This is a genomic window from Citrobacter portucalensis (genome assembly GCF_023374935.1).
Lineage (GTDB): Bacteria > Pseudomonadota > Gammaproteobacteria > Enterobacterales > Enterobacteriaceae > Citrobacter > Citrobacter portucalensis.
In genome coordinates, this window is the sequence record NZ_CP092466.1 from 4733697 (window position 1) to 4747199 (window position 13503).

Consider the following 13503-nt stretch of genomic DNA (forward strand, 5'->3'; position numbering starts at 1 on the left):
CCGAAGGGGCGAGGACGCAGTCCAAGTCACGCGACAAGCCAGAGAATCCCCGGGAGCTTAGTAAACTAAGTGACTGGGGTGAACGGGCGTAGTCAACGCATCTGCAGCATGAAGGATGACGGAGATTTATTCGTCGTCGTATTGTGGGCCCGCATAGTTATCGAAGCGCGACCACTGACCGTTAAACGTCAGGCGCACCGTACCGATCGGGCCGTTACGTTGCTTACCAATAATGATTTCTGCGATCCCTTTCAGGTCGCTGTTTTCGTGATAAACCTCATCACGATAGATAAACATGATTAAGTCGGCATCCTGCTCGATGGAGCCAGACTCACGCAGATCCGAGTTGACCGGACGCTTGTCGGCACGTTGTTCCAGAGAGCGGTTAAGCTGCGACAGCGCCACCACCGGTACATGCAGTTCTTTCGCTAACGCTTTCAGCGAGCGGGAAATTTCAGCAATTTCCAGCGTACGGTTGTCGGAAAGCGACGGCACGCGCATCAGCTGCAGGTAGTCGATCATGATAAGTCCGATACCGCCGTGTTCACGGGCGATACGACGGGCACGCGAACGCACTTCCGTTGGCGTCAGGCCGGAAGAGTCATCAATATAGATGTTTCGTTTCTCCAGCAAAATACCCATTGTTCCGGAAATTCGCGCCCAGTCCTCATCATCCAGTTGACCGGTACGGATTTTAGTTTGGTCTACGCGTGAGAGCGAGGCCAGGGAACGCATCATGATCTGTTCTGAGGGCATTTCAAGACTAAAGATAAGAACCGGCTTATCCTGCAACATCGCCGCATTTTCAACGAGGTTCATTGCAAATGTCGTTTTACCCATCGACGGACGCGCGGCGACAATAATTAAGTCTGACGGCTGCAAACCAGCAGTCTTTTTATTGAGGTCGTCATAACCGGTATTCACCCCGGTGACGCCGTCGTGCGGTTGCTGGAACAGCTGCTCGATACGCGCGACGGTGGCGTCGAGCACATCGGTAATGTTTTTCGGGCCTTCGTCTTTGTTGGCGCGGCTTTCAGCGATTTTAAAGACGCGGGATTCCGCGAGATCCAGCAGGTCTTCACTGGAACGTCCCTGCGGATCAAACCCGGCTTCCGCGATTTCGTTAGCCACCGAAATCATGTCACGGACAACGGCACGTTCGCGGACGATATCCGCATAGGCGCTAATGTTGGCCGCACTTGGCGTGTTTTTAGACAACTCAGCCAGGTAAGCAAAACCGCCGACGCTGTCCAGTTGTCCCTGAACTTCCAGCGACTCTGCCAGCGTGATCAGATCGATGGGTTTTCCCATCTCCTGCAGGCGATGCATTTCCGTGAAGATATGCCGGTGCGGACGGGTATAAAAATCTTCCGCCACCACACGCTCGGCGACATCGTCCCAGCGTTCGTTATCCAGCATTAAACCGCCCAACACCGACTGTTCCGCTTCAATCGAGTGCGGCGGTACTTTCAGCCCGGCGACCTGGGGATCGCGCTCACGAGCATCAGTCTGTTGTTTGTTGAAGGGTTTATTTCCTGCCATAGTGAATGGAGTTACCGAGATAATGATTGGGTCGAAAGATTACCACATTTCTTTTGGAGGAAGCATGGCAACACGTATTGAATTTCACAAGCATGGTGGCCCTGATGTACTCAAGGCGGTGGAGTTTACGCCCGTAGACCCGGCGGAAAACGAAATCCAGGTCGAGAACAAAGCGATTGGGATCAACTATATCGACACCTACATCCGCAGTGGTCTTTATCCGCCGCCATCTCTGCCCAGCGGGCTGGGTACCGAAGCCGCCGGCGTAGTCAGCAAAGTTGGCAGCAAAGTAACACACATTAAAGCTGGCGATCGCGTGGTGTATGCCCAGTCTGCTCTTGGCGCCTACAGCTCAGTGCATAACGTTCCGGCCGATAAAGCCGCCATCCTGCCTAACGCTATCTCGTTTGAACAAGCTGCCGCCTCGTTTCTTAAAGGGCTAACCGTTTTTTATCTGTTACGCAAAACCTATGAAATCCAGCCTGACGAACCGTTTTTATTCCACGCAGCCGCAGGTGGCGTCGGTATGATTGCCTGCCAGTGGGCAAAAGCATTGGGTGCGAAGCTGATTGGTACTGTCGGCAGTGCGCAAAAAGCGCAAATTGCGCTGCAGGCTGGCGCATGGCAGGTCATCAACTATCGTGAAGAGAGCATTGTTGAGCGAGTGAAAGAGGTAACTGGCGGTAAAAAAGTGCGGGTGGTGTATGACTCGGTGGGGAAAGATACATGGGAAGCCTCGCTGGATTGTTTGCAGCGCCGGGGACTAATGGTCAGCTTTGGTAATGCTTCCGGGCCGGTTACTGGCGTGAACTTAGGCATTCTGAACCAGAAAGGTTCGCTCTACGTGACCCGTCCTTCTCTACAGGGTTACATCACCAACCACCGCGAATTAACCGAAGCCAGCAATGAGCTTTTCTCGCTGATTGCCAGCGGAGTGATCAAAGTGGATGTCGCGCCTGGTCAAACGTTCGCACTGCACGATGCACAGCGTGCTCATGAAGTACTGGAAAGCCGTGCCACGCAGGGATCGAGTTTGCTAATTCCTTAAGATGACGGGGAAAGAAAGAATTAGGGCTTCCCGCAGGAAGCCCTTTCTTTTTTAGTTCGGCTGTATGTAGGGTACAGCTCGATGAATTCGTTAACCTGGCAATAGTGACAGATTTGATAATCAATTCCTATTTGGTTCTAAAGGCAATGTTGCAGGTTGTGACGTACCGCTCAATACCTTAGTAAAACCGGCGGTTATTGCGCTGATACTGTGGGACTTTTGGCGCTTTTATCGTCTTGATCACCCACACCACGGCAACAGCCAGTAGCAGCCAGGGCAACAGTTTAATCATCAAGGCAAATAGTCCGCCCAGAAACATCACGGCGGTGGCTACGACCAATGCGGCCAGAACGCCCAGCAAAGATACGCCGGTGACCATCAGCATGATAAAAAATCCAATCACAAAAAGTAGTTCCAGCATGGCTCTCTCCCGAAATGAAATTCTCTCCATTGCTTTACAAGAAACATGCCAAAAATAATGCGTTGATTTATAAAGAAAACGCCCCGCGACAAAGCGCAGGGCGTGGTGAAATTAACTAACTTTTGGTGAAAACTTAACCCTTGTCTGCCACCAGCTTCAGCGCGTGCTCCAGAACGTTAATATCTGCCCCGGCTTTATGTGCATTCTCGCTCAGGTAACGACGCCACTGGCGCGCACCGGGAATACCCTGAAACAGCCCCAACATATGGCGTGTCACATGTCCCAAATAGGTTCCCTTACTCAGTTCACGCTCAATATACGGGTACATGGCACGCACCACGGCGACTGGATCGGAATCTTTGGTGGTAGCTGCAAAAATCTCGCGGTCAACGGACGCCAGAATGCCTGGGTTTTGATACGCCTCACGCCCCACCATCACGCCATCCATATGTTGCAGATGAATTTTCGCTTCTTCCAACGATTTAATGCCGCCGTTGATCGACATCGTCAGATGCGGAAAATCGCGCTTTAACTGATAAACACGGTCATAATCCAGCGGTGGAATTTCGCGGTTTTCTTTCGGGCTTAACCCTGACAGCCAGGCCTTGCGGGCGTGAATGATAAACATCTCACATTCGCCTTTGCCAGATACCGTGTTGATGAAATCGCAGAGGAATTCGTAGCTGTCCTGGTCATCAATGCCGATACGAGTTTTCACCGTAACCGGAATCGACACCACGTCGCGCATCGCTTTGACACAATCGGCGACCAGTTGCGCATTCCCCATCAGGCAGGCACCAAACATACCATTCTGTACGCGGTCGGAAGGACAACCCACGTTGAGGTTAATTTCGTCGTAGCCCCGCTGTTCAGCGAGCTTAGCACACTGCGCCAGCGCCGCAGGATCGCTCCCGCCCAGTTGCAATGCGACCGGATGTTCTTCTTCGCTATACGCCAGATAATCGCCTTTACCATGAATGATTGCCCCAGTGGTTACCATCTCCGTATAGAGCAGCGTCTGGCTGGACAGTAAGCGCAAAAAGTAGCGGCAGTGTCTGTCCGTCCAGTCGAGCATCGGCGCGATAGAAAAACGATGAGCGGGAAAAGCGGTAGACTGAGATTCAGGCAGCATGGCGAATATTCAAGCATCCGGTTAAAAAAGGGGCGCTACTATAGCATAGACCGTTACGATAGTGAGCCACATCCTCGCGGCTCACTCCCCCTGACCCTAAACAAAAGCTATTTACGCCCCGGTTTTCCGTCGTGAGATCCAAAAAACTGTGGCGGATGGTCGACCCAGCGATCCTCACGTGTAGCGGCGTAGACCGGGTTAAGCGGATAATAAATGCGGTTGTATTTTTTGTTCGCCTCACCCACGACTAACAGGCGCACCTCTTCACTGGTGTTATTGATAAAGGTATGGCACACGCCTGTACCTGCCGGGAAACCGACGCTGTCGCCCGGTTCCAGCTTCCATAAATACCCGTTAATCCAGGCCTCAGGATAACCTTCCAGCACGTAGATAAATTCTTCTTCATCGCTTTCAGCGTGCGGGTACGACGTGCGCCGACCCGGCGGCAGGCGTTCATGATGAATGCCGAGTCGTCCTAACCCCAACTTGCGGGCAAGCGGCGCGCCAATAGCAAATAGCTCATCGCTGTCAGGATAAGTGGAGTCATCAGCCCCCTCAACCTCACGCCAGTGGCGAATACAATCGGGTCTTTTCATGGTTATTTTCCAGTATTGCGATGCGTCAGGTATAGCACACCACGGTGGATCTCGGCGTTTTAAGCAGAACATGTTAAAGTAAGGGATTAACCTTCCACGCAAATCGAGGCGCCAAATGGACAAAACCACTACGCAAGAGTTATTGGCTCAAGCTGAAAAACTCTGCGCGCAACGCAACGTGCGGCTTACGCCACAACGCCTCGAAGTACTGCGTCTGATGAGCCTGCAGGAAGGTGCGATCAGCGCCTATGACCTGCTCGACCTGTTGCGGGAAACTGAGCCACAGGCTAAACCACCTACCGTATATCGTGCGCTCGATTTTCTGCTGGAACAAGGTTTCGTGCACAAGGTGGAATCCACCAACAGCTATGTGCTTTGTCATCTGTTCGATCAGCCAACCCACAGTTCCGCAATGTTCATTTGCGACCGCTGTGGCGTGGTAAAAGAAGAGTGTGCGGAAGGCGTGGAAGACATTATGCATACGCTGGCGGCAAAAATGGGCTTTGCACTGCGGCATAACGTTATTGAAGCCCACGGGCTGTGTCCGGCCTGTGTGGAAGTTGAATCTTGCCGCCATCCTGGCGAGTGCCAGCATGACCATACGATTCAGGTGAAGAAGAAAGTTGGGCGCTAGGTAAGCGGGAGAGCGTACATCCTTGTACTCTCAGGAGGGAAGGGTTAATTACCAGCGGTAATCATTACGTTTTTCCCAATCGTTAACTTCTTTCTCCGCCTGATCTTTCGCGTAACCGTAACGCTCCTGGACTTTACCGACCAGTTGGTCACGTTTACCTTCAATGACCGTCATATCATCATCGGTCAGTTTGCCCCATTGCTCTTTCACTTTACCTTTAAACTGCTTCCAGTTGCCGCCGACTTCGTCTTTATTCATCATCAAGTCCTCATCGTTAGGTTGTGAATAGCGAGAGTGCCATGTCCAGACACATGCTGTTTTTGCTGGACGTGAGAATAAGTGTAGTCAGTGATTCTGGGTTTTATTTACTATTCGGAATTTTTAACCATCCCGCTCAGGCAAACCAGGTTCCATTACGCCAGTGACGTCGCCAGATAAAGGCCAGTGAAAGCCCGCGCAACGCCAGGAAAACGGTTAACGCCAACCACAAGCCATGGTTTCCCAGCCACGGCAAAGTCAGCAGCGTTAATGCGAATCCTGTGGCAGCAACGGCCATACTGTTGCGCATTTCTGCCGCGCGCGTCGCGCCAATAAACATTCCGTCGAGCAGATAACACCAGACACCCACCAGCGGTAACACCACCTGCCAGAAAAGATAGCGATCGGCCAGCTGTTGGATCTGCGGCAGCGAGGTCAGCAGCGCAACAATCTGCTCGCCAAACAGGGCATAAACCAGCGAAAACAAAATAGCCACAATACCGGACTGTCGGCAGGCCGCCCGCCAGACGTCCTGCAACTGGCTACCATCTCGCGCCCCATAGGCCTGGCCCGAATGCGCTTCCACGGCATAGGCAAATCCATCCAGCGCGTAGGCGGTAAAGGTTAACAGGGTCATCAGAACGGCATTAACCGCAATGATATCGCCTCCCAGACGCGCACCCAGCACCGTGATTGCGCCAAAACAGAGCTGCAGCAGTAGCGAGCGCAACATGATGTCACGGTTAAGCGCCAGCAAACGGCGGAAGTTGCCACGCCACGCCTGCTTCAGCATTGCCAGCGAAATTCCGCGCATATGCAGGACTTTGCGCACCATCATCAGGCCGATCAGCAAGGTGGCATATTCAGCAATCACCGTTGCCAGTGCCGCACCTTGCACGTTCATATGCAGGCCCATCACCAGCCATATATCGAGCACAATGTTGAGAATATTACCGACAATCAACAAGATAACCGGCGCACGCGCATACTGAACGCCAAGCAGCCAGCCGAGCAGCACCAGATTCGCCAGCGAGGCGGGTGCGCTTAACCAGCGAATTTCGAGGAAACGTCGGGCCTGCTCCAGTACCGCTTCACTTCCGCCAACAATGTGCAGAGCCAGATCGATAATCGGCGTACGAAAAAGTGCGATAAGCAACCCTGCTCCCAGCGCCAGCATGAGCGGCTGCACCAGTGCGCGCGCCAGCGCCTGCGGATTTTTCGCACCAAATGCCTGGGCGGTAAGACCGGTGGTGCTCATGCGCAAAAAAAGCAGCAGCATAAAAAGAAAACTGGTTGCCGTAGCACCAACCGCAACACCGCCAAGATAGACCGGACTATCCAGATGACCAATCACCGCGGTATCCACCAGTCCCAGCAGGGGAACGGTGATATTGGAAAAGATCATGGGTAAGGCGAGGTGCCAGAGTGCTTTATCAGAAGAGGTAAAGAAAGGCATACAGGAGGGCCTGAGAAGAAGTTAGACGTACTGGACAATGTAATGCAGGCCCGGCAAGCGCAGCGCTACCGGGCACGTTGCCGGATGGCGACGTCATCGTCTTATCCGGCCTACAGGGATTCAACAGAAAATTACAGCCATTCACCGTTACGGATGACGCCTACTGCCAGCCCTTCAATAGTGAAGTTTTGTTCGCGCAGGTCGACAACGATAGGTTTAAATTCACTGTTTTCTGGCAGGAGTTCAACCTTGTTTCCCTGCTTTTTCAGGCGCTTAACCGTAACTTCGTCATCAATACGGGCAACAACAACCTGGCCGTTACGCACGTCCTGGGTTTTATGCACAGCGAGTAAATCACCGTCCATAATCCCGATATCTTTCATCGACATACCGCTAACGCGCAGAAGAAAATCGGCGTTCGGTTTGAACAGTGAAGGATCGACTTGATAGTGGCCTTCGATGTGCTGCTGCGCCAGAAGTGGCTCACCGGCTGCCACGCGCCCCACAAGCGGTAACCCTTCTTCTTCTTCCTGCAACAGTCGAATACCGCGCGATGCGCCGGATACAATTTCCAGCACACCTTTACGCGCCAGCGCTTTCAGGTGTTCTTCAGCTGCGTTTGGGGAACGGAACCCCAAACGCTGCGCGATCTCCGCACGCGTCGGTGGCATACCTGTCTGGCTGATGTGATCTCTAATGAGATCAAACACCTCTTGTTGCCTGGCCGTTAACGCTTTCATTCCGCCCCCTGGGTGTATATACAGTTATGCTGTGAGTATATACAGCTAAAGGCGATTTTGGAACCGCAAACTGCACAAAAAACAGGAGATTTATGCAGTTGTGGAAGCCTTATCGCAAATGCGACCACAACAGGATGCCCCAAGTGATTAGAGCGACAAAAATAGACAGCAATACCGCAGCCGACCCCATATCTTTCGCCCGGCCGGAAAGTTCGTGGTACTCAGAACCAATACGATCAACCACCGCTTCAATCGCACTGTTGAGGATTTCAACGATCATCACCAGCATCACAGAACCAATCAACAACACGCGGGTAATTGCATCAACATCCAGCCAGCAGGCGATGGCGACGCCCAGCAGGACAGCAACACTTTCCTGACGGAATGCCGCCTCATTAATCCATGCGGCGCGAAAACCTTTCCAGGAATAACCTGCAGCTTTGATAATTCGGGTGAATCCAGTGGTATTATTGGCCATCAAAAAGAACCTTTTTACATTATTAGCGTCAATGTCATTGTAACGTTACCCCGTTTGTTCAGGGTGTGGCAAAGCAGCGCGAAGTATGACCGGATACCACAGAAATTCACTAAACTTTCTGATATCCTTGCAGCGCATTTGCATTATTAACCAGAGGCTTTACATCGTTTATGTCCGGCTGGCCACGAATTTACTACAAATTACTGAATTTACCATTAAGCGTCCTGGTAAAAAGCAAGTCTATTCCAGCAGAACCTGCTCCGGAATTGGGACTCGATACTTCGCGTCCCATTATGTACGTCCTACCGTACAATTCGAAAGCTGACTTGCTGACGCTGCGTGCCCAATGTCTGGTGCACGACCTCCCCGATCCCCTGGAACCACTAGAGATAGACGGAACGCTGTTACCGCGCTACGTGTTTATTCACGGCGGTCCGCGTGTATTCACCTATTACACGCCGAAAGAAGAGTCCATCAAGCTGTTCCACAACTATCTCGACTTGCATCGCAGCAATCCAGATCTGGATGTGCAGATGGTGCCAGTTTCGGTGATGTTTGGCCGTGCGCCAGGGCGTGAAAAAGGCGAGGTCAATCCGCCGTTACGTATGCTAAACGGCGTACAGAAATTCTTTGCGGTGTCCTGGCTGGGTCGCGACAGTTTTGTCCGCTTCTCCCCGTCGGTCTCTCTGCGCCGTATGGCGGATGAACATGGTACGGATAAGATCATCGCTCAGAAGCTGGCACGCGTGGCGCGCATGCACTTTGCTCGCCAGCGTCTGGCCGCTGTCGGCCCGCGCCTCCCTGCCCGCCAGGATCTGTTTAATAAGCTGTTAGCTTCAAAAGCGATCGCTCGTGCGGTAGAAGATGAAGCGCGCAGTAAAAAAATCTCCCACGAAAAAGCACAGCAAAATGCCATTGCGCTGATGGAAGAGATTGCCGCCAACTTCTCCTACGAAATGATTCGTTTGACGGACCGTATTCTGGGCTTTACCTGGAACCGTCTGTATCAGGGGATTAACGTTCACAATGCTGAACGTGTACGCCAGTTGGCGCACGATGGGCATGAAATCGTGTACGTTCCGTGCCACCGCAGCCATATGGACTATATGCTGCTGTCGTACGTTCTGTACCACCAGGGTCTGGTGCCGCCGCACATCGCAGCCGGTATCAACCTGAACTTCTGGCCAGCGGGTCCGATTTTCCGCCGTCTGGGCGCGTTCTTTATTCGTCGTACCTTCAAGGGCAACAAGCTCTATTCCACCGTTTTCCGCGAATACCTGGGCGAGCTGTTCAGCCGCGGCTACTCGGTTGAGTACTTTGTCGAAGGGGGCCGTTCACGTACCGGTCGTCTGCTCGACCCGAAAACCGGCACGCTGTCGATGACTATTCAGGCGATGCTGCGCGGCGGTACACGTCCGATTACCCTCGTTCCTATTTACATCGGCTATGAGCACGTAATGGAAGTGGGCACCTACGCAAAAGAGCTGCGTGGCGCGACGAAAGAGAAAGAAAGCCTGCCGCAAATGCTGCGTGGCTTAAGCAAGCTGCGTAACCTGGGTCAGGGCTACGTCAACTTTGGTGAACCAATGCCATTGATGACTTACCTCAACCAGCATGTGCCGGAGTGGCGTGAATCTATCGACCCTATCGAGTCTATCCGCCCGGCCTGGCTGACGCCGACGGTGAATAACATTGCCGCCGATTTGATGGTGCGCATTAACAACGCAGGCGCGGCCAACGCCATGAACCTGTGCTGTACTGCTTTACTGGCCTCTCGCCAGCGCTCTCTGACCCGTGAACAGCTGACCGAACAACTCGACTGCTACCTGAGCCTGCTGCGCAACGTGCCGTATGCTGCGGATTCGACGGTGCCGGCACAGAGCGCCAGTGAATTGATCGATCACGCCTTGCAGATGAACAAGTTTGAGGTCGAGAAAGACACCATCGGCGACATCATCATTTTGCCGCGCGAGCAGGCGGTATTGATGACCTACTACCGCAACAACATTGCGCATATGCTGGTTCTGCCTTCGTTGATGGCAGCCATCGTGACTCAGCATCGTCGTATTTCACGCGCCGCGCTACAGCAGCATATTGATGCGCTGTATCCGATGCTGAAAGCGGAGCTGTTCTTACGCTGGGAGCGTGATGAACTTGCCGGAGTGATTGACGAACTGGCCAGCGAAATGCAGCGCCAGGGACTCATCACCCTGACCGATGACGAACTGCATATCAATCCAGCCCGCTCCCGCACGCTACAGCTGCTGGCCGCAGGTGCTCGCGAGACGTTGCAGCGCTACGCCATTACCTTCTGGCTGCTGAGCGCGAACCCGTCCATCAACCGTGGCACGCTGGAGAAAGAAAGCCGCACCGTGGCGCAACGCCTCTCAGTGCTGCACGGCATTAACGCGCCGGAATTCTTCGATAAAGCCGTGTTCAGCTCTCTGGTGCTGACGCTGCGTGACGAGGGATTCATCAGCGATACCGGAGATGCCGAACCGGAAGAGACGATGAAGATCTATCAGATGCTGGCCGAACTGGTCACGTCAGATGTGCGTCTGACCATCGAGAGCGCTACACAAGGCGAGTAAGCATAAAAAAACCGGTCGGAATGAACTGACCGGTTTTTTATTTTGCAGACTAGACCAAACTCAAAAATGCCAGTAGCTCATCGCCAGTCCTAAGAACAACACCAGACCGACGTAATTATTATTCATAAACGCTTTAAAACAGGCATCACGTTCGCGATTGACGATCAGTTTCTGCTGATAGACAAACAGCGCGCCCGCCACCAGCAGAGACCAGTAATAACCCAGCCCTAACCCGTTTAGCCAACCCACCAGCGCCATCAACACCAGCACGCCAACCTGCAAAACACCGATAATCAGCTTGTCGTTCTTACCAAACAGGATCGCGGTCGATTTAATGCCGATCTTCAGGTCATCATCCCGGTCAACCATGGCGTACTGCGTATCATAGGCCACCGCCCAGAGAATATTCGCAAGGAACATCAGCCAGCAACTCAGCGGTACGGATTCACTCACGGCGGCGAACGCCATCGGGATCGACCAGCCAAACGCCGCCCCCAGCACCACCTGCGGCAGATGCGTATAGCGCTTCATAAACGGGTAAACCCACGCTAATGCTAATGCCGCAACGGACAACAAAATGGTCATCGTGTTGAGGGTCAAAACCAGCAGGAAGGCCAGCAGCACCAGTACCACAAACAGCGTTCGGGCTTCTTTCTCGGTGACAGCCCCACTCGGCAGCGGTCGATTCGCGGTGCGTTTGACGTGCCCGTCAAATTTCCTGTCGGCATAATCATTCACCACGCATCCGGCGGCGCGCATTAACCAAACGCCAGCGACAAAAACTGCCAGGATCCACAGTTGCGGCATGCCTGGGGTCGCCACCCACAGAGCCCACAGCGTAGGCCAGAGCAGCAGTAAGGCGCCGATTGGCTTATCCGTACGCATCAAGCGGTGAAACGCCAGCAGCTTATTCTGCGTCAGACTCCACTCCATCTTTATCTTCCTCTCAGTACAACGGCGACGCAGGCAGAAAAAGCTCGGTAAGCATCAGTGGCTTACCGCTCAGCCGCAGGCGGGAACGACGCCCCCACAGCGCTGCATCGCGGCCAATCTCAATAAAATCTCGGGTCAATGTCGATGACGTAAACAGGTAGCGTCCGAGCGGGGTTTTCCCCAGGTTCTGTAAGGCCAGTTCAGGGCCGCACAAGGTTGATTCAGGCACCACGGTACGCCCGGCAAGCCAGGGTTCACCATCCGCGCATAACAGGATTTCGCGTAACCAATAGCGGGACTCTTTGGGCAGCAGAGTCAGTTCTTCAGCCACCTCATTTTGCCCAACGAACGCTTCGCGAATCAACGTGACGGTGACTTCTTTGCCCTGCTGCTCAAAACGTTTGGTCATGGAATCTTCCAGTAACAACCAGTCGAGCAGTTGGGCGTCCAGCGCCGGGATCGCATCAAAATAACGCAGCGCACGCAGTTGCGTTAACGCAGGGTGTGGCATGCCTTACTCTCCGATTTATAACCTAAAGGCATTGTATCGCAGAAAAGGCATTACGGGGTGAGCAAACACGATTAAGTGATCGGTAGGGCAACATAAGTGTAACAATTCGCACCGAAGGATAAAAAAAGGTGCGCCAGGAGACGCACCAGTTGTTGCAAAATCAACAATGTGGGGAGATGTTTACCCCTTGCCTTTTACACTGCTGATAAAGGTGGATCGGGCAGATTTGGATCCCAGACGTTCCGCTTCATCAAGCAGCTTCAGCGCTTTATCAACATCGCCTTTTGCAACTGCATCCTTAATCGCCTGATTAAAATAGCTTTCCGTGTCGTTCAGCATCGGCTCACTTTTCTTCACCGGCTGCGGCGCTGGAGCGGCAACGGCTGCTGCCGGAGCCGCGTAGGCCACTGCAGGCGCTGCGGTATTGCCGACAGTGACAGGGCCAGGGCCGGAAGAACCGAACAGCGGCCCGACCAGCACGCTGGAGGAGGAGCTGGTTTTGACTTTCAGTTTCAGCAGACCATCGGTGGTGTGGCGGGCGATCGGGTCCGGAATATCGGGAACAGCGTTACCGACGCCCTTGGCATAAGCTTTCGCCGGGTCGAGCAGGGTCGTGGTCTGCTGGAGATCTTTATCTGTGGTAAAGACCAGAACATACAGTTTTTGCTGGCCCAGCGCTGGCGTCAGACGCATTACGCCTTCCAGACGATCGGCACTCATCACGCCGGGCTCCTGGTAGGTGAAATAGCTGCTGGGAAAGAACGCAGATGGCGTCATGTTTTGGTCAAGAATTAAGACGTTTGGCGCAAATACGCTGGTTTGTTTGTTGACTTCACTGGACAGCGTCAGGGTCAGTTCGCCAATGTTCGCCGGTACGCTATAGGCCGCGACCGGGCCAGTAATACCAGCAACATCTAAACGCTGACCTGCATTGGCAAGTTGTGTGGACTGAGTTTTGGATTGATCAACTGGCGTCCAGGTTAACTGTTGCAGCGCCGCAGTGGGAATGGTTGGGGCCGCGGTAGTGTTCTGCGGAACAATATTTACATCGGCCAGGCTGATGCCAGGCGCGCTGGCAAATAACCCTGCAGATAAACAAAGGGCAACGAGACTTTTCTTCATTTTCATTGTTATCACCTCAGATAGCATGGGTTCAGCGGTGG

The 13503-nt window shown here is 53.2% G+C and carries 14 protein-coding genes; 3 read left to right on the forward strand and 11 right to left on the reverse strand.

Annotated elements, in window-relative coordinates; translation table 11 throughout:
- Nucleotides 1-126 precede the first annotated feature (126 nt).
- Nucleotides 127-1542 carry a replicative DNA helicase gene (gene dnaB / locus LY264_RS22840; protein ID WP_003826610.1) on the reverse strand — a complete coding sequence of 472 codons (1416 nt, stop codon included), beginning with the start codon at nt 1540-1542 and terminating at the stop codon, nt 127-129.
- A gap of 64 nt (nt 1543-1606) precedes the next feature.
- On the opposite strand from dnaB, the gene LY264_RS22845 reads away from it, so the two are divergent.
- A complete protein-coding gene (locus LY264_RS22845; protein WP_008786924.1) occupies nt 1607-2590 on the forward strand; it encodes a quinone oxidoreductase in 984 nt (327 codons plus the stop codon).
- 178 nt (nt 2591-2768) lie between these two features.
- Here the strand turns inward: LY264_RS22845 and pspG are convergent, their stop codons facing one another.
- From pspG to LY264_RS22860, 3 genes are all read right to left on the reverse strand, one after another.
- Nucleotides 2769-3011: an envelope stress response protein PspG gene (gene pspG / locus LY264_RS22850; protein WP_048227487.1), complete on the reverse strand. Its 243-nt coding sequence runs from the start codon at nt 3009-3011 to the stop codon at nt 2769-2771.
- Between the two features lie 133 nt (nt 3012-3144).
- A complete protein-coding gene (gene dusA / locus LY264_RS22855; protein WP_048227488.1) occupies nt 3145-4143 on the reverse strand; it encodes a tRNA dihydrouridine(20/20a) synthase DusA in 999 nt (332 codons plus the stop codon).
- Between the two features lie 107 nt (nt 4144-4250).
- Nucleotides 4251-4739: a cupin domain-containing protein gene (locus LY264_RS22860; protein ID WP_003031710.1), complete on the reverse strand. Its 489-nt coding sequence runs from the start codon at nt 4737-4739 to the stop codon at nt 4251-4253.
- Nucleotides 4740-4854: 115 nt separating this feature from the next.
- On the opposite strand from LY264_RS22860, the gene zur reads away from it, so the two are divergent.
- Nucleotides 4855-5373, forward strand: coding sequence for a zinc uptake transcriptional repressor Zur (gene zur, locus LY264_RS22865; RefSeq protein WP_003031709.1), 519 nt, complete (start codon nt 4855-4857; stop codon nt 5371-5373).
- A 48-nt stretch (nt 5374-5421) separates the two neighbouring features.
- Here the strand turns inward: zur and LY264_RS22870 are convergent, their stop codons facing one another.
- The 4 genes from LY264_RS22870 to LY264_RS22885 form a co-directional block, all read right to left on the reverse strand.
- The gene (locus LY264_RS22870; protein ID WP_003031706.1) at nt 5422-5631 is read right to left on the reverse strand and encodes a CsbD family protein; all 210 of its coding nucleotides are present in this window, start codon (nt 5629-5631) and stop codon (nt 5422-5424) included.
- 136 nt (nt 5632-5767) lie between these two features.
- Nucleotides 5768-7087 carry an MATE family efflux transporter DinF gene (gene dinF / locus LY264_RS22875; protein ID WP_048227489.1) on the reverse strand — a complete coding sequence of 440 codons (1320 nt, stop codon included), beginning with the start codon at nt 7085-7087 and terminating at the stop codon, nt 5768-5770.
- Nucleotides 7088-7218: 131 nt separating this feature from the next.
- The gene (gene lexA, locus LY264_RS22880; protein WP_003826596.1) at nt 7219-7827 is read right to left on the reverse strand and encodes a transcriptional repressor LexA; all 609 of its coding nucleotides are present in this window, start codon (nt 7825-7827) and stop codon (nt 7219-7221) included.
- A 109-nt stretch (nt 7828-7936) separates the two neighbouring features.
- Complete coding sequence (locus LY264_RS22885) at nt 7937-8305, reverse strand: diacylglycerol kinase (protein WP_003826594.1); 369 nt, start codon at nt 8303-8305, stop codon at nt 7937-7939.
- Nucleotides 8306-8475: 170 nt separating this feature from the next.
- On the opposite strand from LY264_RS22885, the gene plsB reads away from it, so the two are divergent.
- The gene (plsB, locus tag LY264_RS22890; protein ID WP_008786919.1) at nt 8476-10896 is read left to right on the forward strand and encodes a glycerol-3-phosphate 1-O-acyltransferase PlsB; all 2421 of its coding nucleotides are present in this window, start codon (nt 8476-8478) and stop codon (nt 10894-10896) included.
- Between the two features lie 60 nt (nt 10897-10956).
- Here plsB and ubiA read toward each other — a convergent pair whose 3' ends face one another.
- From ubiA to malM, 3 genes are all read right to left on the reverse strand, one after another.
- Nucleotides 10957-11829 carry a 4-hydroxybenzoate octaprenyltransferase gene (ubiA, locus tag LY264_RS22895; protein ID WP_048227490.1) on the reverse strand — a complete coding sequence of 291 codons (873 nt, stop codon included), beginning with the start codon at nt 11827-11829 and terminating at the stop codon, nt 10957-10959.
- 13 nt (nt 11830-11842) lie between these two features.
- On the reverse strand, nt 11843-12340 hold the full coding sequence (ubiC, locus tag LY264_RS22900; protein ID WP_032942095.1) for a chorismate lyase: 498 nt from the start codon (nt 12338-12340) through the stop codon (nt 11843-11845).
- 180 nt (nt 12341-12520) lie between these two features.
- Nucleotides 12521-13468 carry a maltose operon protein MalM gene (gene malM, locus LY264_RS22905; RefSeq protein ID WP_008786918.1) on the reverse strand — a complete coding sequence of 316 codons (948 nt, stop codon included), beginning with the start codon at nt 13466-13468 and terminating at the stop codon, nt 12521-12523.
- Nucleotides 13469-13503 lie beyond the last annotated feature (35 nt).